Origin of the sequence: Burkholderia sp. Bp9143 (assembly GCF_003853645.1) — a bacterium.
In the GTDB taxonomy this organism is placed as follows: domain Bacteria; phylum Pseudomonadota; class Gammaproteobacteria; order Burkholderiales; family Burkholderiaceae; genus Burkholderia.
In genome coordinates, this window is record NZ_QTPO01000014.1 from 1 (window position 1) to 19,654 (window position 19,654).

A 19,654-nucleotide genomic window follows, 5' to 3' on the forward strand; every position below is an offset into this window, starting at 1 on the left:
TGATACCCAACGACAACTACCCCGTTGACCGGCCAAAATAGTTGTCGCTGACCGGCCGTGCTGCTTGACGCTCTCTAACGAAGGCCCCTTCGGGCAGCAGGGCGGCTTCAAGCGCCTGAACCAAGTATTCGACCAGCAACTAAACGACGTGCTGGCTGATATGAATGAAGCAATCTGGCAGCAAGTTGCCAATCAATGAGACTGTACCGATGAGCACTATCACCCACGACATAGTCGCGAAGCTTTGGAACCTCTGTAACGTTTTGCGCGACGATGGCGTGACGTATCACGAGTACGTGACCGAGTTGACCTATCTGCTGTTCTTGAAGATGGCCAAGGAAACCGGCACCGAGGACAGGCTCCCGGAGGGGTTTCGATGGGACGACCTCGAAAGCAAGGCTGCGCCTGAGCGGCTCGAAGCTTATAAGATCATGTTGATCCACCTTGGCACGCATGGCTCGATCATCACAAAAGAGATCTTCGCCGCAGCGCGTTCGTTCATTGACAAGCCCACTACGCTGACCGCGCTCATCACCGCGATCGATGCGATTGATTGGTACTCGGCGAAGACCGAAGGACTCGGCGATCTCTATGAAGGGCTGCTGGAGAAAAACGCGAACGAAAAGAAGTCAGGCGCGGGTCAATACTTCACTCCGCGCGTGTTGATCGACAGCATTGTGTCGCTGATGCAGCCCAAACTGGGCGAAATAATCCAAGATCCGGCCGCGGGAACTGGAGGGTTCCTTATCGCAGCGAACCACTACATCCGCGAGCACAACGATATTGAGGCGTTGTCCGAAGCGGCTTACAAGAAATATCGCCTCCAGTTCCACGGCATGGAAATCGTGCAGGCGGCGCACCGGCTCGGCCTGATGAATTTGATGCTGCATGATCTGGACTCGGACGAGAGCGGCGGCATCCGTTACGGTGACACGCTCTCGAGCGAGGGGCAGCAACTGCCCAAAGCGGATCTGATTATTACGAATCCTCCGTTCGGAACTAAGAAGGGCGGTGGGCTGCCCACGCGCGATGACTTCACTTTTCCGACCAGCAACAAGCAGTTCGCGTTCTTGCAGCACATCTATCGCTCACTCAAACCGGGTGGGCGCGCCGCAGTTGTGCTGCCGGACAACGTGCTCTTTGAATCCAACATGGGCGCGGACATTCGCCGCGACCTGATGGACAAGTGCAACCTGCACACGATCCTGCGCCTGCCCACGGGCATCTTCTACGCGCAAGGTGTGAAGACCAATGTGCTCTTCTTCACGCGCGGCAAGACGGAGAAGGGCAACACGAAGGGCGTGTGGGTGTACGATCTCCGCGCGAACATGCCTCAGTTCGGCAAGCGCACGCCGCTGACGCGGGAGCATTTCGCCGAGTTTGAGAAGGCTTACGGAAGAAAACCCGACGGAAGCGACGCACGCGTTGATACGGGCGAGGAAGGTCGTTGCCGCTACTTCACGCGCGAGCAGATCACCGAGCGCAACGATAGCTTGGATATTGCCTGGCTCAGAGACGAGAGCGATGGCGCTGACGGCGACATGGCGAAGCCGGAAGTGCTGGCCCAAGAGGTGATCGACGAATTGGAAGATGCACTCAACGAATTGCGCAGCTTGATGGACGAATTGGGAGTGGAGGCTACTGAAGAATGAGTGCGCTTCCAAATGGTTGGGCCGAAACTGTCCTCGGAGATCTCGTTGAGTGTGTTTCTGGCATAGGCTTCCCTCCACGACTGCAAGGTAAAGCCGAAGGTGATTACCCGTTCGCGAAGGTTAGAGACATATCCAACGCTGTCTTGCATGCCAACGGGTTTCTGAGCGATGCGGCAAATTGGGTTACACAGTCAGAAGTTACAGCTCTGCGTGGCAGGCCGGTCGCTGCTGGAGCAACGGTATTTGCGAAAATCGGAGAGGGTCTAAAGCTCAATCGACGAGCTTTTACCGTGCGTCCAGCGCTATTGGATAACAATTGCATGGCCGTTGTACCGGACGAAAGCAAGCTCGCTGCAAAATTTCTCTACGCGTTTATGCGAACGGTTGACGTAGGTAGGTTTGCGGTTGCTACCGCGGTTCCGTCCGTCCGGCGAGGTGATATCGCGAATATCAGAATGCTCCTGCCTCCTATGGCTGAGCAGATACGCATTGCCGACAAGCTTGATTCTTTGCTCGCGCGCGTGAATGCATGCCGCGAAAGCCTTACCAATGTCTCGGAGATATTAAAGCGATTCCGGCAATCGGTTCTCTTCGCTGCAACCTCAGGTCGGTTGACGGAGGACTGGCGCTTGCTAAAGGGGCTTCCCAATGAATGGCTTGACGTTCGACTCGGCGAAATAGCCGATGTGCAAGGCGGCGTGACGAAAGATTCAAAGAAGCAGTCGTTGTCTGATGAGGAGGTTCCATACCTTCGAGTCGCGAACGTTCAGCGTGGATATCTAGACCTCGCTGAGATTAAGTATATTCGTGTTCCAGCCAAGAAGTTAAATGATTCGTTGCTTGAAGAAGGGGATGTTCTTTTCAACGAAGGGGGCGATCTCGATAAGCTTGGACGGGGCTGGATTTGGGAAAATCAGATTCCGCGGTGCTCTTTCCAGAACCATGTGTTCAGGGCCCGCTTGCGCGACAAACGCAACCAACCTAAGTACATTTCTTGGTGGGGTAACTCCCGCGGGCTTGAATACTTTCGAAGATCCGGTAAGCAGACTACGAATTTGGCCTCAATAAATAAAACGATGTTGTGTGAGTTGCCAATCTTGCTGCCGTCGCCGGAGGAGCAAGCTGAGATCGTGCGACGCGTTGAATCGCTGTTCGCCTTCGCTGATCGCATCAATTCCCGCTTGGACGCTTCGCTCCCGCTTGCCGACCGCCTCACGCCAGCACTTCTCGCCAAAGCTTTCCGCGGCGAGCTCGTTCCGCAAGACCCGAACGATGAGCCAGCGGAAAAGTTGCTCAAACGTGTCAAGGTGCAGTTTGACTCGCATACGGCGATGGGAAAGCGACCTAAGAAAACAGAGAGGGTTTTGACGATGGAGACTGATTAGGTTATGCGACGACGTCATTCTGCGCGTTGCTGCGGAAGGCATGAGTGACGTTCTTTACCGGTCTTGCCCGGGGTCAAGGAGAGCGCTGAGGAGTGGCTGCTCTCAAGCCTATCGACGCCGAGCTGTTTGTGACGTCAAACAAACACTTGAGGAAAATGTCGCGCTAGCCACTGCGGTGGTGAGACAGGGGCTGGGAGTTACTAACCTGTTTGAGTTTGTCGAGATGATCGGCCCAGTGTTGCATCATCCTGCGCCGTTCGGGCAAGTACTCGGCATGAACATACGCAGCAGTAACTTGGTTGCGTTCCGCGTGCGCCAACTGGCGGTCTACAACGTCCCGACTGTATCCGAGTTCACGTAACACCGTGGCGGCGAGTCCACGGAAGCCGTGCCCGGTCATTCGTGACTTGTAGCCCATGCGGTAAAGCGCGAACAACATGGTGTTGTTCGAGATTGGTGCTCGGCCATGTACGCTGTAGAACACGTGTGGCCGATCACCATTGATCTGCCGGAGCTGCATCAACACCGCCAGCGATTGTCCTGACAGCGGGACGATATGTGGGTCCCGCATTTTCATTCTGTCGGGCGGGATGCGCCACTCTGCTGCAGTCTCGTCGAACTCGGCCCATTGAGCGCGAATCATTTCCTTCGTCCGGACGAAGGTAAGGGCCATCAATTCTAGCGCCAGTCGGGTAACTGGCTCACCTGGATACGCGGCGATGTCGCGCATGAGCTGTGGGATCTCCAACGGCTTGACCCTGGCCATGTGCTGTACGCCCGGCCCCTTTTTTAAGATCGTTTCCGCATCGATGTCAGCGGACGGGTTACGGGTGCAACGGCCAGTCATGATGGCGTACTGGAATACGGCGCGCGAACGCTGCAACAGTCGCTTGGCGGTTTCCCGGACGCCCCGTGCTTCGATTGCGCGAATGATCTCCAGCATTTCCGGCGCTTCGATGCTGGCGATGGGCCGTGAGCCGATCTTCGGGAATGCATCGATCTCCAGCGAGTGGATGACTTTCTCAGCGTAGGTCTCGGTCCATCCTGCGCGCTGATTGTCGAACCACTCGCGCGCAACCGCCTCGAACGAACTGGCGGCTGCGATGCGCGCCGTTCGTTTGACTTCTCTCTTTGCTTCATTGGGATCGATACCCGCCGCAAGCTTTTCCCGCGCCTCGTCACGCTTTTTGCGTGCGACTGCTAGTGAAACGTCAGGGTACACGCCGAGTGCCAGCAACTTTTCCTTGCCGTTGACGCGATATTTGAGTCGCCAGTAGCGCTGACCGGCCGGGGTAACGAGCAGGAACATTCCGCCGCCGTCGAACAACTTCACAGGCTTGTCGCCCGCTTTCGCGTTTTTGACGGCTTTGTCGGTCAAGGGCATGGGGGTATCCCTCCAAGGGGTATCTTGGATACCCCGAGAGATACCCCCAAATACCCCCGGCTGTCGCAGTACGTCCCGGGACGTATACGGAATTGAAAAAAACCGCGAAGCCTTATGCTATCACGGGTTGCCGGAATTCTGGGGATCGCACGAGATGGAAGATTGGTCCCCCCGACAGGAATCGAACCTGTATCTAGCGCTTAGGAGGCGCTTGTTCTATCCATTGAACTACGGGGAGAGCCATGTCCGCGATATCGCGCGCAAAGGACGCGAACGGGACGGCGATGTGGACAGCGCGGAGAGTATAGCAAACGCGCGGCGCATCGGCGGACGGAATGCGTGCCGATACGCGCCGCGCGCGATCAGTCGAGTTCGGAAACCGGAATCAGAAATCCACGACGACGAAATCTTCCTTGCCCACGTCGCACAGCGGGCAGCGCCAGTCGGCGGGAATGTCGGCGAAACGGGTGCCGGCGGGGATGCCTTCGTCGGGCAGGCCTTCCGCTTCGTTGTAGACCCACCCGCAAATCAGGCAGACCCAGCTCTGGTATTCGGTTACTTCGCTCATGTGACGCTCGGGAAAATGGAAATTCGGCGATGCCGTCCGCGGCGTGGCCGGCGGACGAAAGGCGCAATACTACCGGAATTTCGCCGAACACCTCCGTAACGTCGTTTTAAACGTGCGCATCGCGAACAATGCAACCGAAACGCGTACGCCGCGCGTGCAGTGTATGCTTCCCGGGCTGTCCAATCATAAGGAGAATGCGATGCTGAACAGAAAGTGGATCGCAGGTGCGGTGTGCGTGGCGGCGATGGCCGTGTCCACGCTTGCGCGGGCCGAGGCGCGCGTGTTTTTCGAAGCGCCGAGCGACGGCGCGACGGTGTCGAATCCGGTGCACGTCAAGTTCGGGCTCGAAGGCATGGCGCTTCGGCCGGCCGGCGACATGACGCCGAACACCGGTCATCACCACTTGCTGATCGACGGCCGACCGATCCCGAAGGGCGATGTGATTCCGGCAAGTGAGCGTTCGCTGCACTTCGGCAAGGCCCAGACCGAAACCGAGATCAAGCTGCCGCCCGGCCAGCACACGCTGACGCTGCAGCTCGGCGACGGCGCACACCGTTCGTACGGTCCCGAGCTGAGCTCGACGATCACGGTCAACGTGAAGTAATTGCGCCTTCCGCTTGCGGGCGCCCGGTCGGGAAGCTACGGCCGGCTGCCCGCTGCGGGCCCCGCATGACGTCGATGCGCGCGATGCCGGCCCCGTCCGCCGAGCGCGCGCCGTCATGCCGCCGCAGCACAAACGCAGCACAAAATGAATCGCCCGCCGGCCTAGTCCATCCGGCTATCCCGGCGCAGGCGTCCGCCACCGGTACAATGGGCGCTTCCGATTTCTCTCTTCGCCGTCTCCCCATGTCGCTTTATTCCATTACCGGCGCGCAACTCGCGTTCGGTCACGTCGCGTTGCTCGACCACGCGGATTTCTCGCTGGAGGCCGGCGAGCGCGTCGGCCTGATCGGTCGCAACGGCGCGGGCAAGTCGTCGCTGTTGAAGATCGTCGCCGGGCTGGCGAAGCCCGATGACGGGCTGATCACGCGTCAGCAGGAGCTCGTGACCGTCTACGTGCCGCAGGAGCCCGAATTCGAACCCGGCGCGACGGTGTTCGACGCCGTGGCATCGGGGCTCACGCACACGCGCGAAGTGCTCGAAGAATACGATTCGATCGCGCACCGCCTCGCGGAAACACCGGAAGGCGCCGAGCACGACGCGCTGCTCGCGCGAATGAACGCGCTGCAGTCGTCGCTCGATGCGCACGACGCATGGAACTGGCGCACGCGCGTGTCGATGACGCTCGCCCAGATCGGCCTGACGGACGGCGACGCGCAGGTCGACGCATTGTCGGGCGGGATGCAGAAGCGCGTCGCGCTGGCGCGTGCGCTGGTGCTGCAGCCCGACGTGCTGCTGCTCGACGAACCGACCAACCACCTCGACTTCGACGGCATCCGCTGGCTGGAAGAGCTGCTGGTCGCGCAGCGTGCGGGCCTCTTGTTCATCACCCACGATCGGGCGTTCCTCGACCGCGTCGCGACGCGCATCGTCGAGCTCGATCGCGGCCGGCTGCTGTCGTATCCGGGCAATTTCTCCGCGTACCAGACGCGCAAGGCGCAGCAGCTCGAAGTCGAGCGCGTGGAAAACGAGAAGTTCGACAAGCTGCTGGCGCAGGAAGAAGTGTGGATCCGCAAGGGCGTCGAGGCGCGCCGCACGCGCAGCGTCGGCCGCATCGCGCGGCTCGTGCAGATGCGCAACGAGCGCGCGGAGCGCCGCAATTCGCAGGGCAACGTGAAGCTCGACGTCGCGCAGGGCGAGAAGTCGGGCAAGATCGTCGCGGAACTGACGGACGTGACGAAGCGCTACGGCGACCGCACGGTCGTGGAAACCTTCTCGACGACGGTGATGCGCGGCGACAAGATCGGTTTCGTCGGCCCGAACGGTGCCGGCAAGACCACGCTGCTCAAGCTGATCCTCGGCGAGCTGAAACCCGACGCGGGCACGGTGCGCACGGGCACGAACCTGCAGGTCGCGTATTTCGACCAGATGCGCGCGCAGCTCGACCAGGAAAAGAGCCTGGCCGACACGATCAGCCCCGGTAGCGAATGGGTGGAGATCGGCGGCGTGCGCAAGCACGTGATGAGCTATCTCGGCGACTTCCTGTTCGCGCCGGAGCGCGCACGCTCGCCGGTGAAATCGCTGTCGGGCGGCGAGCGCAACCGGCTGCTGCTCGCGCGCCTGTTCGCGCGTCCGGCCAACGTGCTGGTGCTCGACGAACCGACCAACGACCTCGACATCCCGACGCTCGAACTGCTCGAGGAACTGCTGGCCGACTACGACGGCACCGTGCTGCTCGTCAGCCACGATCGTGCGTTCCTCGACAACGTCGTCACGTCGGTGATCGCGGCCGAGGGCGACGGTAAGTGGCGCGAATATGTCGGCGGCTTCACCGACTGGCAGATCCAGAGCGAGCGTTCGCAGCAGCTCGCGCAGCAGGACGCGGCGAAGCGCGCGGTGAAGGACGCGGCGCCGGTCAAGGAAGACGCGGCGAAAAGCGCGGCCGGCCGCAACGCGCAGCGCACGGTGAAGCTGTCGTTCAACGAGCAGCGCGAACTCGACGCGCTGCCGGAGAAGATCGCGGCGCTGGAGGAAGAACAGAAGACGATCAACGCGCGGCTCGAGGACGGCTCGATCTTCGCGAAGGATCCGCAGGAAGGCACGCGCCTGACCGAACGGTTCGCGGCGATCGACGACGAGCTCCTCGCCGCGCTCGAGCGGTGGGAGACGCTCGAGGCGAAGCGCAAGCCGGTCTGACGCACCGCGCGCCGCGTGAGCGATCTTGCGACGGCGCGCCACGCGGAACCAGTAAAATACCGCGCGTCCCGGGCCGCGCAGCGCATGCCGCGCGCCCGCTTTCGGAGCAGTCCAAGCACACCGTTGTTTCGATTCGCTTTTTTACGGAACTCAACGTTTTGTCCACGATGTTGTCCACACGAGGTGTGGACAACGTCCCGATGAATGACGAAATTCAGCGCCTATGTCAACGAAGAAGCCCAGCGCGGCCTATAGCGAAGCATCGATCAAGGTGCTCAAGGGTCTCGAGCCGGTCAAGCAGCGGCCCGGCATGTACACCCGTACCGAAAATCCGCTGCACATCATCCAGGAAGTCATCGACAACGCGTCCGACGAGGCGCTCGGCGGCTACGGCAAGCAGATCATGGTCACGCTGCACGCCGACCAGTCGGTGTCGGTCGAGGACGACGGCCGCGGCATCCCGTTCGGGATGCACCCCGAAGAGGGCGTGCCGGTCGTCGAGATCGTGTTCACGCGCCTGCACGCAGGCGGCAAGTTCGACAAGGCCGCCGGCGGCGCATACACGTTCTCGGGCGGCCTGCACGGCGTCGGCGTGTCGGTGACGAACGCACTCGCGACGCGTCTCGACGTGACGGTCTGGCGCGACGGCAAGATCGCCGAGCTCGGTTTTGCCGACGGCGATGTCGTGAAACCGCTCGCGACGCAAGGCGCGGGCCGCGGCGAAAAGAAGTCCGGCACGCGTGTGCAGGTGTGGCCGAATCCGAAGTACTTCGATTCGCCGAACCTGCCGCTCGGCGAGCTGCAGCGTCTGCTGCGCTCGAAGGCCGTGCTGCTGCCGGGCGTCGAGGTCGTGCTCGTCAACGAGAAGACCGGCGAGCGCCAGGCGTGGAAGTACGAGGACGGCCTGCGCGGCTACCTGCTCGACGAGATGAACGGCAGCGAGCTGCTGATCCCGCTGTTCGAAGGCGAGCGCTTCGCCGATGCGCGTTCGACCGACGAAACCTTCGCCGAAGGGGAAGGCGCGTCGTGGGTCGTCGCATGGAGCGAGGAAGGGTCGCTCGTGCGCGAGTCGTACGTGAACTTGATCCCGACGCCGGCCGGCGGCACGCACGAGTCGGGCCTGCGCGACGGTCTCTACCAGGCGGTGAAGAGCTTCGTCGAACTGCACAACCTGCAGCCGAAGGGCGTGAAGCTGCTCGCGGAAGACGTGTTCGCGCGCGTGTCGTTCGTGCTGTCCGCGAAGGTGCTCGATCCGCAGTTCCAGGGGCAGATCAAGGAACGCCTGAACAGCCGCGACGCGGTGAAGCTCGTGTCGTCGTTCTCGCGTCCGGCGCTCGAACTGTGGCTGAACCAGCACGTCGAGCACGGCAAGAAGCTCGCCGAACTCGTGATCAAGCAGGCGCAGGCGCGCACGCGCGCGGGCCAGAAGGTCGAGAAGCGCAAGAGCTCGGGCGTCGCGGTGCTGCCCGGCAAGCTGACCGATTGCGAGACGGAAGATATCGCGCGCAACGAACTGTTCCTCGTCGAGGGCGACTCGGCGGGCGGTTCCGCGAAGATGGGCCGCGACAAGGAATACCAGGCGATCCTGCCGCTGCGCGGCAAGGTGCTGAACACGTGGGAAACCGAGCGCGACCGTCTGTTCGCGAACAACGAGGTGCACGACATCTCGGTCGCGATCGGCGTCGATCCGCACAGCCCGGACGACACCGTCGATCTGGCGAACCTGCGCTACGGCAAGATCTGCATCCTGTCGGACGCGGACGTCGACGGCTCGCACATCCAGGTGCTGCTGCTCACGCTGTTCTTCAAGCATTTCCCGCAGCTGATCGAGCGCGGTCACGTGCATGTCGCGCGGCCGCCGCTGTTCCGCGTCGATGCGCCCGCGCGCGGCAAGAAGCCCGCGCAGAAGCTCTATGCGCTCGACGAAGGCGAACTCGAGGCGACCCTCGACAAGCTGCGCAAGGACGGCGTGCGCGAAACGCAGTGGAGCATCAGCCGCTTCAAGGGCCTCGGCGAAATGAGTGCCGAGCAGCTGTGGGACACGACGATGAACCCCGACACGCGCCGCCTGATGCCGGTGAAGCTCGGCGAGCTTGACTACGAGGCGACCGTCGCGCGGATGACGATGCTGATGGGCAAGGGCGAGGCAGCCGCGCGGCGCGGCTGGCTCGAGGAAAAGGGCAACGACGTCGAAGCGGATATTTAGTGCGGTGTTCGACGCCAATCGGCACTGATGCGCTGCGCCTTCGCGCCCGTGGCGGCGTCGCAAATCCTCGCGATGCCGCTCGGCATCGCTGCGGTTTGCTTCTTGCCGCGAACGCGAATCCGCTGGCGCATCAGCACCGCTTGGCATCGAACACGACACCGCATCCGCGCGGCCGGGCATGACGCCCGGCCCGGCCTCACGCCACTTACGAATACGGAATACAGATGGACGACAATACTTCCGATCTCTTCGCCGGGTCCGACGCACCGGACGCCGATGCGCTGACGCTCGGCAACTACGCGGAGCAGGCGTACCTCAGCTACGCGGTCAGCGTCGTGAAGAGCCGCGCGCTGCCCGACGTGTGCGACGGTCAGAAGCCGGTGCAGCGCCGGATCCTGTTCGCGATGAACGAAATGGGCCTCGGCCCCGACGCGAAGCCGGTGAAGTCGGCACGCGTGGTCGGCGACGTGCTCGGTAAATACCACCCGCACGGCGACCAGTCGGCGTACGACGCGCTCGTGCGTCTCGCGCAGGATTTCTCGCTGCGCTATCCGCTGATCGACGGGCAGGGCAACTTCGGCTCGCGCGACGGCGACGGCGCGGCGGCGATGCGATACACCGAAGCGCGGCTCACGCCGATCTCGAAGCTGCTGCTCGACGAGATCGACCAGGGCACGGTCGATTTCATGCCGAACTACGACGGCTCGTTCGAGGAACCGAAGACGCTGCCGAGCCGCATGCCGTTCGTGCTGCTGAACGGCGCGTCGGGCATCGCGGTCGGTCTCGCCACCGAAATCCCGTCGCACAACCTGCGCGAGGTCGCGGCGGCGGCGGTCGCGTTGATCCGCAATCCGAAGCTCACGCACGCGGAGCTGATGAACCTGATCCCCGGCCCGGACTTCCCGGGCGGCGGCCAGATCATCTCGAGCGACACCGAGATCGCGGCGGCCTATGAAACCGGCCGCGGCAGCCTGAAGGTGCGCGCGCGCTGGAAGATCGAGGATCTCGCGCGCGGCCAGTGGCAACTGGTCGTCACCGAGTTGCCGCCGAACACGTCGGGCCAGAAGGTGCTCGAGGAAATCGAGGAGCTGACCAACCCGAAGCTCAAGCTCGGCAAGAAGACGCTCACGCCCGAGCAGCTCAACACCAAGAAGGCGATGCTCGACCTGCTCGACGCGGTGCGCGACGAGTCGGGCAAGGAAGCGGCGGTGCGGCTCGTGTTCGAGCCGAAGTCGCGCACGATCGACCAGACGGAATTCGTGAACACGCTGCTCGCGTACACGAGCCTCGAGTCGAACGCGACGCTGAACCTCGTGATGATCGGCGCCGACGGCCGGCCGGGCCAGAAGGGGCTGCTGACGATCCTCGACGAATGGGTGAAGTTCCGCCAGCTGACGATGACGCGCCGCTGCCGCCATCGTCTCGCGAAGGTCGACGACCGCATCCACATCCTCGAAGGGCGGATGATCGTCTTCCTGAACATCGACGAGGTGATCCGCATCATCCGCGAGGCGGACGAGCCGAAGGCCGCGCTGATGAGCGCGTTCGGCCTCTCCGACCGCCAGGCCGAAGACATCCTCGAAATCCGGCTGCGTCAGCTCGCGCGGCTCGAGAAGATCAAGATCGAGAAGGAACTCGAAGCGCTGCGCGACGAGAAGGCGAAGCTCGAGGAACTGCTCGCGAACGAAAGCGCGATGAAGCGGCTGATGATCAAGGAGATCGAGGCCGACGCGAAGCAGTACGGCGACGATCGCCGCACGCTGATCCAGCAGGAAAAGCGCGCGACGTTCGAGGCGAAGGTCGTCGACGAGCCGGTGACGGTCGTCGTGTCGCAGAAGGGCTGGGTGCGTGCGCTGAAGGGCCACGGGCTCGACCCGGCGGGCTTCTCGTTCAAGGCCGGTGACCACCTGTACGCGGCGTTCCAGTGCCGCACGCCCGATCGCCTGATCGCGTGGGGCAGCAGCGGCCGCGTGTACTCGGTCGACGTGTCGGTGCTGCCGGGCGGGCGCGGCGACGGCGTGCCGGTGACGTCCCTGATCGAGCTCGAATCGGGCTCGCACCTGATGCACTACTACGCGGCGCCGGCCGAGCAGCAACTGCTGCTCGCATCGAGCACCGGCTTCGGCTTCCTCGCGAAGGTTGGCGACATGGTGAGCCGCGTAAAGGCCGGCAAGTCGTTCATGACGATCGATACGGGCGCGGTGCCGCTTGCGCCGATGCCCGTGCTGCCGAACGCGACGCAGGTCGCGTGTCTGTCGAGCGGCGGCCGTCTGCTGGTATTCGGGATGGACGAGATGAAGACGCTGTCCGGCGGCGGCCGCGGCGTGATCCTGATGGCGCTCGACGACAAGGAAACGCTCGTGCAGGCGCTCGCGATCGACCCGGCCGGCGTCGTGCTGATCGGCACCGGTCGCGGCGGCAAGGCGCAGGAAGAAACGCTGTCGTACGCGGGGCTCGCGCCGCACGTCAGCAAGCGCGCACGCAAGGGCCGCACGCCGGAAACGAAGCTCAAGGTCGTCAACGAACTGCGTCCGCTGCTCGGCTGACGCCGCATCCGGTCGCTGGTTCGACCGGCATCGAGGCCGCACCTCCGCTTCGGCGGGCGTGCGGCCTGTTCTTTGGGGCGACGCATTCAGGAAAGCGAGCGTGGCGCCGTCACGCGGAACTTGCAAAATATTGTGAAATACCGCCAGGGGGCTGAACCGCGCGGCGGCGCGCCGGTCGAACGTCGCTCGAGACCGCGCGTGACGCGGCTGTTCGTTGCACTCAACCCATAACAGGATTGCCGCCATGTCCCACGCCGTTGCCGTCGCGCTGTTTCTTCATCTGCTGGCCGTCGCCGTGTGGGTGGGCGGGATGGTCTTCGCGAACTTCTGCCTGCGCCCGGCGCTGTCCGACCTGACGCCGCAGCTGCGGCTGCCGCTGATCGAGGGCGTGTTCCGCCGTTTCTTCAACTGGGTGTCGGGCTCGGTGATCGTGATCCTGCTGTCCGGCGGTTTCCTGCTCACGGCATTCGGCGGCGCGCATGCGACGTGGTCGCTGCATGCGATGGCGGGGCTCGGCGTCGTGATGATGCTGATCTTCGGTCATATCCGCTTCGCGCTGTTCCCGCGCATCCGCCGCGCGGTGCAGGCGCAGAACTGGCCGGACGGTGCGCGCGCGGTGAATACGGTGCGCCTGCTGGTCGTCGTCAACCTCGTGCTCGGCGTCGTGACGATCGGCGCGGCCGTGCTGTCGCGCGGCTTCTGATCGCCGACCTCTGAACTTGCGGCGCCGTTCGGCGCCCGCCGCCGGCGCGATGCCGCGCGCCGCTACGCGGCCAGCATCGCGTCGAGCAGCCACGCGCCGGCCGGGCCGAGCGGCCGGTTGCGCGACCACACCGCATCGACCCGCACGCGGCGCGGCCAGCCGCGCGAGCGCAGCTCGCAGAGGCGATCGCGCGCGAAGTGCTCGACCATCCAGCGCGGCAGCTCGGCCCAGCCGAACCCCAGCACCGCCATCTCCAGCAGCATCAGATAGCTCGGCGCGAGCCAGCGCTGCGTGCCGACGACGATCCGGTCGTCGGCGCCGCGATCCTCCGGTTTCACGTATGTGTTGAGGCGCAGCTCGCGCGCGTCGCGCAGCGCCGCGTGCGGCACGTCGGCGTCGCCATACGCCGCAAGCGCGTGCGTGCGCCCGACGAACAGACCGATCTCCGATTCTTCCGCCACCGTCGCCGCGCCGATATCGGGCGGGTAGACGGCGCGCGCGGCCATCAACCCGAGCTGCGCGCGGCCCTGCTGGATCAGGTCGAGCACGTCCTCGTGTTCGGCGATCTGGCATTCGAGCTCGAGCGCAGGAAAGCGCTGCTCGAGCGCCATCAAGGTTTCCTCGTAACGCTTCGACTGGTACGTGTCGGACACGACGAGCGTCAGCCGCGCTTCCTCGCCCTGCGCGAGCCGCGCGGCGGTGCGGTCGATCGCCGCGCCGGCTTCCAGCGCGCGCTGCACCTGCGGCAGCAGCGCGCGACCGGCATCGGTCAGCGTCGGCGCGCGCGTCGAGCGGTCGAACAGCTGCACGCCGAGATCGATCTCGAGGTTCGCGATCGCTTCGGACACCGTCGACTGGCGCTTGCCGAGCTTGCGGGCGGCGGCCGTGAACGAGCCGAGCAGCGCGGCTTCGGCGAACGCGAGCAGGGCTTCGGGTGCGTGGCGCATGCGGTGGATCTCTGGCGTCATATCGGTAAAACCGATGATATCAAACTGGATTCATACGGTTGTGCCGATCAAAATGGCCGACATGGTGGTACAAACGAATCGGAGGGAACCATGAAACAGATGAACAAAACGGTGACGGAACGCCTCGTTCACGCGCTGACGTTCGAGCTGGTGGCGATCGCGCTGTGCGCGCCGATCGGCGCGTGGCTGCTCGACATGCCGGTGTCGCACGTCGGCGTGCTGACGGTGATGGTCTCGCTGATCGCGATGGCCTGGAACATGACGTTCAACACGCTGTTCGATCGCTTCGAGCGGCGGGCCGGCCTCACGCGCACGCTCGGCATGCGGATCGCGCATGCGGTCGCGTTCGAGCTTGGCCTCGTCGCGATGGTGGTGCCGGTCGCCGCGTGGTGGCTGAACGTGAGCCTCGTCGAGGCGCTGCTGCTCGACCTCGGCATCGTGCTGTTCTTCCTGCCTTACACGTTCTGCTTCAACCTCGCGTACGACGCGCTGCGCGCACGCTGGGTCGCACGCCGCGTCGCGGTGCAGGCGGGCTGAGCGGCAAGCGTCCGGCGGGGGTGGCGGTGACCGCTGCCGACCGTCAGTGCGCGACGGCCCACAGCCACACGCCGCATGTGATCGCGACCGCAGCGTAGACGGCATACACGGGCACCTTGAAGCGCGCGAAGCACAGCGTCGCAAAGGCGCCCGTGAGCCAATAGACGGGATCGGCCGGTTCGCGATGCAGGATCTTCACGACGGCGACGACGAGAAAGCCCGTCGTCGCCGCGCGCAGCAGGCGCATCCCGTGCTCGAAGCGCGAATGGCGCTTGAGCCGGAACAGATGGTTCTGCGCGAACACGACGAGACACCCCGACGGAATGAACAGCGCGGCGGTCGCGAGCAGCGCGCCGGTCCAGCCGTCGGTCAGGTAGCCGAGAAACGGCACGACGTTCAGCAGCGGGCCGGGCGACACTGGCGACAGCGCGAACGCGAGCGTGAAGTCGCGATCGGAGATGCCGGTGGCCGGCGACACGAACAGCGTCTTGAGCACGGGCAGCGCGGAGAAGCCGCCGCCGAACAGCGTCATGCCGGCGCCGGCGAGCCGCGGCCACAGCAGCGTCATCTGGTAGTCGCCGGGCAGCGGCACGGCGAATACCGCGACGAGGACGGCGAGCAGCACGAGCAGGTTGCGGTCGCGCTTCGACAGCGTGAAGTCGACTGCGTCGTGTTGCGGCGGCCCGGTGAGCCAGCCTGCTGCGAACGCCGCGAAAAGAATCCCGACGAAAGCGGCCGGACTATGCGCGAAAGCGAGCAGAATCGTCGACAGCGCGGCGATCACCTGTTCGAGCCGCGTGCGCGCGAGCGTGCGCAACTGCTTGACCCACGTGACGCCGATCAGCGCGGCGAGCACCATCCCGAAGTGATTGATCAGGATCGGCGCGGCGAGCGAGCGCACGATCGGTGTGCGGTAGAAGATCGCAAATAGCGTCATCAGCACGGAGAACGGAAGGACGCTCGCGATGCCGGCGACCCACGCGCCGGCGCGGCCATGCAGCGTCTGGCCGACCTGCACCGCGACATTGCAGCCGACAGGGCCTGGCACGAGCCATGCAAGGGCGACGAAATCGGCGAACACGTGCGGCTCGATGCGCTGCAACCGTTCAACGTAGTGGCGTTCGAGCTGCGCCATCATCGAAAGCCCGCCCCACGACACGGCGGAAATGGCGGCGACGACCTTGAACAAGGCCCACAGGGATGCCTGTGCCTGTTCGACACGTTCGGCCGCTTCGACTTCGACGGTGGTCATGATGGTGTTGCTGTTGGCGCAGGGCCTGGTCTCGCGCATGGTGACGTGCCGGCGGCCTGCCGACACGATGGCCCTCCCAATTGTCCGCCGCGCGTCGTGACACTGCCATGCGCGAAAACGCTAGTAAATGAACTAAACAGCAGGATCGGAAACCGAAACAATCGGTGTGCTGCGCAACATGTGCCGCGCGGGTTGCAGGCTCATGCGCCGGTGCTGCCGGTCGCGCGGTGCGCGAGGACGTTCGGCCGGTCGCCGCGCACACCGAAGCGCGCGATCAGCGCGGGGATCGCGTCGGCCGGCACGGGGCGCGAGAACAGGAAGCCCTGCGCCTCGATCTCGCCGAGCGCGGACAGCCATGCAATCTGCTCCTCGGTTTCGGTGCCTTCGACGACGACCGTCAGGCCGAGCGAGCGCGCGAGATGCACGATCGACGACACCATCACGCACACGCTGCGATCGTTCGGGATCGCCTGCACGAACGAGCGGTCGACCTTCAGCGTATCGACGGAGAAGCGGTGCAGGTACGACAGCGACGAGTAGCCGGTGCCGAAATCGTCGAGCGCGATCCGGATGCCGAGCTTCTTCAACGCGACGATCTTCTCGGACACGAGCTCCGGATATTCCATCATCGCGGTCTCGGTGATCTCGAGTTCGAGCCGGTTCGCGTCGATGCCGGTGTCCTGCAGCGCCTGCGAGATCGTCTCGATCAGGTCGCCGCGCCAGAACTGCACCGGCGAGATGTTGATCGCGAGCGTCAGCGTGTCGTGGCCCTCGTCGCGCCAGCGCGCGATCTGTTCGCACGCGGTGCGGATCACGAAGTCGCCGATCGGCACGATCAGGCCCGTCGATTCGGCGATCGAAATGAATTCGTTCGCGGAGATGATCCCGTGTTCGGGGTGGTCCCAACGCGCGAGCGCCTCGAAGCCGGTGATCGTGCGGTGCGTCAGGTCGATCTTCGGCTGGTAGGCGAGGAACAACTGCCCCTCGGCGAGCGCGACGCGCAATTGCTGTTCCCAGCGCATCAGGTGATCCGCGCGATGCGACAGGTGCGGCGCGTAGAACTGGTAGCAGTTCTTGCCCGCGTCCTTCGCGCTGTACATCGCGAGGTCGGCCTTCTTCAGCAGGTCGATCTCGCTTTCGTTCGCGACGGTGTGCAGCGCGATGCCGATGCTCGCGTGCAGCACGAACGAACTGCCGCGCACGTCGAAGGGCTCGCCGAACATCCGGATGATCGCTTCCGCGAGCCGCACCGCGCGCCGTTCGACGTCGTCGCCCTTCATCACGACGACGAACTCGTCGCCGCCGATCCGCGCGAGCGACCCTTCGTCGCCGACGGCATCCGACAGGCGCGACGCGGTCATCTGCAGCACGATGTCGCCGGCGTTGTGGCCGAGCGTGTCGTTGACGGTCTTGAAGTTGTCGAGGTCGATGAACAGCAGGCCGAGCCGCGACAGGCTGGTTGGCATCGACACGTCGTTGCGCAGCCCGCGCAGGGTCGCGTAGCGGTTCGCGAGGCCGGTGAGCAGGTCGTATTCGGCGAGCTGGGTCATCTCGCGCTCGCGGCCGAGCAGCTTGCCGATCAGCCCCGTCGCGACGCCGAAGAACGCGAGCATCGCGAGCGTGATGAAGCTCGTCATCAGCAGGTAGACGTTGCGCGTGTGGTAGTAGTCCGCGAATTCCTCGGTCTGCGACAGCCCGACCATCACCGCGAGCGGGTAGCCGTCGAGGTGGCGGTACGACACGATGCGCGTCACGCCGTCGATCGGGTCGATGATCGTGCCCGTCACGCGCTCGGCGATCGGGTAGACGCCCGATGCGGAGAACGCACCCGGTGCGTTGTTGAGCGAGCCGGTGCGCCGCGCGAGCACGGTGCCGGTGTCGGACACCACGGAGATCACGCCTTCCTTGCCGATCGCCGCGTTGTTGTAGAAGTCGTTCGTGAAGTAGCTCGGGTCTTCCGACACCACGACGACACCCGCGAAGCTGCCGTCCGGATTGTTCAGGCGCCGCGTCATCTGCAGCGTCCAGTGGCTCGACACGCGGCCGAGCACGGGCTTGCTGATGTAAAGGCGGTCGTCGTTGTGCGCGAGGTGGACCTTGAAGTGCTCGCGGTCGGCCAGGTTGATCGGCTTCGGATGGAGTTCGGCCGTGTTCGCGAACAGGATCCCCTTCGCGTTGACGAGCGAAACCTGGATCAGCGTGTCGCTCGGCACGACGCCTTTTTCGACCGCGCTCGCGAGGTTGAAGCGCGCGGGCGATTTTTCGAATTCGAACTTGACGAAGCGGGTGATCTGGTCGACCTGGTGGATCGCCTTGACCGTGTGCTGTTCGAGCGCGGACGACAGGATCGCCGCGGAGGCCGCCGCTTCCTTGTACGCGCTGTCCTTTTCGACCGACAGCCGCGCGATGATCACGGCCCACAGCAGCGCAAGCGCCAGCATCCCGAGCAGCGGGATCGCGAACAGCGCGCGCCGGCGCGACTTGCGTGGCGCGCGTAGCGGCCGGTTCGGCGGCGTGTGGTTTGTCCGGGCGGAGCTCATCGAAGAGGGCAGCGTCCTGCTCGCGTGCGCCATCCCGCGTCGGGATGGCCGGCTATGGTTAGGGTCGCACCGGCGTCTGTTCGTTCGCGGAATGCGCAACCATGGACAGACCCGCCGAAGCGACGGATTAGGCCCGATATTACTGGCTGGAACGTTTTTGCGATAGCCGGGGGAATCGTAGGGCGCTGGCCGGGCCGGCGCCATCGCACATGGCGAAACGTCAGGCGGGCGCCTGGAACGTGCCGTCGACGACCGTCACGACGTGGCCGCCGATCCAGATCGTGCCGTCGTCGTCATAGCGCACGGCAATGCGGCCGTCGCGGCCGATCGCCGTGCCCTGGCGGGCGGTATACGAGGTGCCGGGGTGGCGCTGCTGGCGGCTCAGCAACCCGGCCAGCGCGGCATTCGCGCTGCCGGTGACGGGATCCTCGCCGGTGCCGAAACCGCCGCCCGTCATCAGGCACCGGATTTCGAACGTCGCGGGGTCGCCGTCCGGATGGGGCGCGTAGGCCGCGAGGCCGTGCGCGCCGTAGCGGTGGGTGATCGCCTCGAGCGCGGCCGGATCGGGGGCGAGGCCGATGCAGGCCTCGGCCGACGTGAGCCGCACCACGAGCCACGGCGCGCCATTGTCGACCGCGCAAGGTTCGGCATCCGGGTCGATCGCGTCGCTGCGCAACGCGGCCGCGAGCACCGGGTAGTCCGATCGGTCGAGCGGCGTGAACCGTGCCGGCGGCGCGGCAAATGCCCAGCCATCGGCCTGTTCGCGCAGTTCGACCCGGCCGACCCCGCACTGCTGGATCAGCCGGCCCGGCGTGCGCGGCCGCGCGCCGCTTTCCAGGTACGCGTGCGCGGTGCCGAGCGTCGGGTGGCCGGCGAACGGCAGTTCGCCGCCCGGCGTGAAGATCCGGACGCGGTAATCGGCCTCCGGATCGGTCGGCGTGCACACGAACGTCGTTTCCGACAGGTTCGTCCAGCGGGCGATCGCGAGCATGTCGTCGTCGCCGAGCGAGTCGGCGTCGAATACGACGGCGAGCGGGTTGCCCTTGAACGGCACCGACGTGAAGACGTCGACCTGCTTGAAGCGGACGCGGCGGGTCATCGTGGCGGTCACGTGACG

General features: G+C 64.5%; 15 protein-coding genes and 1 tRNA gene. 9 read left to right on the forward strand and 7 right to left on the reverse strand.

The window, feature by feature from the left end:
- The first annotated feature begins 64 nt into the window (after positions 1–64).
- The 3 genes from DIE23_RS40145 to DIE23_RS12675 are packed head-to-tail and all read left to right on the forward strand — an operon-like array spanning position 65 to position 3,037.
- Positions 65–199 (forward strand): hypothetical protein, encoded by a 135-nt coding sequence (locus tag DIE23_RS40145; RefSeq protein ID WP_260436051.1) that lies wholly within the window; start codon positions 65–67, stop codon positions 197–199.
- 10 nt (positions 200–209) lie between these two features.
- Positions 210–1,652 (forward strand): N-6 DNA methylase, encoded by a 1,443-nt coding sequence (locus DIE23_RS12670; protein WP_124612436.1) that lies wholly within the window; start codon positions 210–212, stop codon positions 1,650–1,652.
- Positions 1,649–3,037 (forward strand): restriction endonuclease subunit S, encoded by a 1,389-nt coding sequence (locus tag DIE23_RS12675; RefSeq protein ID WP_124612437.1) that lies wholly within the window; start codon positions 1,649–1,651, stop codon positions 3,035–3,037. The genes DIE23_RS12670 and DIE23_RS12675 overlap by 4 nt, the downstream gene beginning before the upstream one ends.
- 163 nt (positions 3,038–3,200) lie before the next feature.
- On the opposite strand, the gene DIE23_RS12680 is transcribed toward DIE23_RS12675, so the two are convergent.
- From DIE23_RS12680 to DIE23_RS12690, 3 genes are all read right to left on the reverse strand, one after another.
- Positions 3,201–4,421 (reverse strand): phage integrase central domain-containing protein, encoded by a 1,221-nt coding sequence (locus DIE23_RS12680; protein WP_124612438.1) that lies wholly within the window; start codon positions 4,419–4,421, stop codon positions 3,201–3,203.
- A 163-nt stretch (positions 4,422–4,584) separates the two neighbouring features.
- A tRNA-Arg gene (locus DIE23_RS12685) sits at positions 4,585–4,659 on the reverse strand.
- Positions 4,660–4,806: 147 nt separating this feature from the next.
- A complete protein-coding gene (locus DIE23_RS12690; protein WP_006478164.1) occupies positions 4,807–4,989 on the reverse strand; it encodes a rubredoxin in 183 nt (60 codons plus the stop codon).
- A 199-nt stretch (positions 4,990–5,188) separates the two neighbouring features.
- Here DIE23_RS12690 and DIE23_RS12695 point away from each other — a divergent pair, with 199 nt between their 5' ends.
- From DIE23_RS12695 to DIE23_RS12715, 5 genes are all read left to right on the forward strand, one after another.
- Complete coding sequence (locus DIE23_RS12695) at positions 5,189–5,593, forward strand: DUF4399 domain-containing protein (protein WP_124612439.1); 405 nt, start codon at positions 5,189–5,191, stop codon at positions 5,591–5,593.
- A gap of 206 nt (positions 5,594–5,799) precedes the next feature.
- The gene (locus DIE23_RS12700) at positions 5,800–7,785 is read left to right on the forward strand and encodes an ATP-binding cassette domain-containing protein (RefSeq protein ID WP_185646440.1); all 1,986 of its coding nucleotides are present in this window, start codon (positions 5,800–5,802) and stop codon (positions 7,783–7,785) included.
- Positions 7,786–8,008: 223 nt separating this feature from the next.
- Positions 8,009–9,991 (forward strand): DNA topoisomerase IV subunit B, encoded by a 1,983-nt coding sequence (locus DIE23_RS12705; protein ID WP_124612441.1) that lies wholly within the window; start codon positions 8,009–8,011, stop codon positions 9,989–9,991.
- 224 nt (positions 9,992–10,215) lie between these two features.
- Positions 10,216–12,537, forward strand: a complete 2,322-nt coding sequence (gene parC / locus DIE23_RS12710) for a DNA topoisomerase IV subunit A (protein WP_124612442.1) — start codon at positions 10,216–10,218, stop codon at positions 12,535–12,537.
- A 244-nt stretch (positions 12,538–12,781) separates the two neighbouring features.
- A complete protein-coding gene (locus DIE23_RS12715) occupies positions 12,782–13,240 on the forward strand; it encodes a CopD family protein (RefSeq protein ID WP_124612443.1) in 459 nt (152 codons plus the stop codon).
- 62 nt (positions 13,241–13,302) lie between these two features.
- Here DIE23_RS12715 and DIE23_RS12720 read toward each other — a convergent pair whose 3' ends face one another.
- Complete coding sequence (locus DIE23_RS12720; protein WP_124612444.1) at positions 13,303–14,187, reverse strand: LysR family transcriptional regulator; 885 nt, start codon at positions 14,185–14,187, stop codon at positions 13,303–13,305.
- Positions 14,188–14,298: 111 nt separating this feature from the next.
- On the opposite strand from DIE23_RS12720, the gene DIE23_RS12725 reads away from it, so the two are divergent.
- Positions 14,299–14,745 carry a multidrug/biocide efflux PACE transporter gene (locus DIE23_RS12725; RefSeq protein WP_059509958.1) on the forward strand — a complete coding sequence of 149 codons (447 nt, stop codon included), beginning with the start codon at positions 14,299–14,301 and terminating at the stop codon, positions 14,743–14,745.
- 43 nt (positions 14,746–14,788) lie between these two features.
- Here DIE23_RS12725 and DIE23_RS12730 read toward each other — a convergent pair whose 3' ends face one another.
- The 3 genes from DIE23_RS12730 to DIE23_RS12745 all read right to left on the reverse strand — a co-directional run bounded on the left by DIE23_RS12730 (position 14,789) and on the right by DIE23_RS12745 (position 19,636).
- Positions 14,789–15,997: a chromate transporter gene (locus DIE23_RS12730; protein ID WP_124612445.1), complete on the reverse strand. Its 1,209-nt coding sequence runs from the start codon at positions 15,995–15,997 to the stop codon at positions 14,789–14,791.
- Between the two features lie 200 nt (positions 15,998–16,197).
- On the reverse strand, positions 16,198–18,537 hold the full coding sequence (locus tag DIE23_RS12735) for an EAL domain-containing protein (protein WP_124612446.1): 2,340 nt from the start codon (positions 18,535–18,537) through the stop codon (positions 16,198–16,200).
- Between the two features lie 220 nt (positions 18,538–18,757).
- Positions 18,758–19,636 carry a PhzF family phenazine biosynthesis protein gene (locus DIE23_RS12745; protein ID WP_124612447.1) on the reverse strand — a complete coding sequence of 293 codons (879 nt, stop codon included), beginning with the start codon at positions 19,634–19,636 and terminating at the stop codon, positions 18,758–18,760.
- Positions 19,637–19,654: the final 18 nt, after the last annotated feature.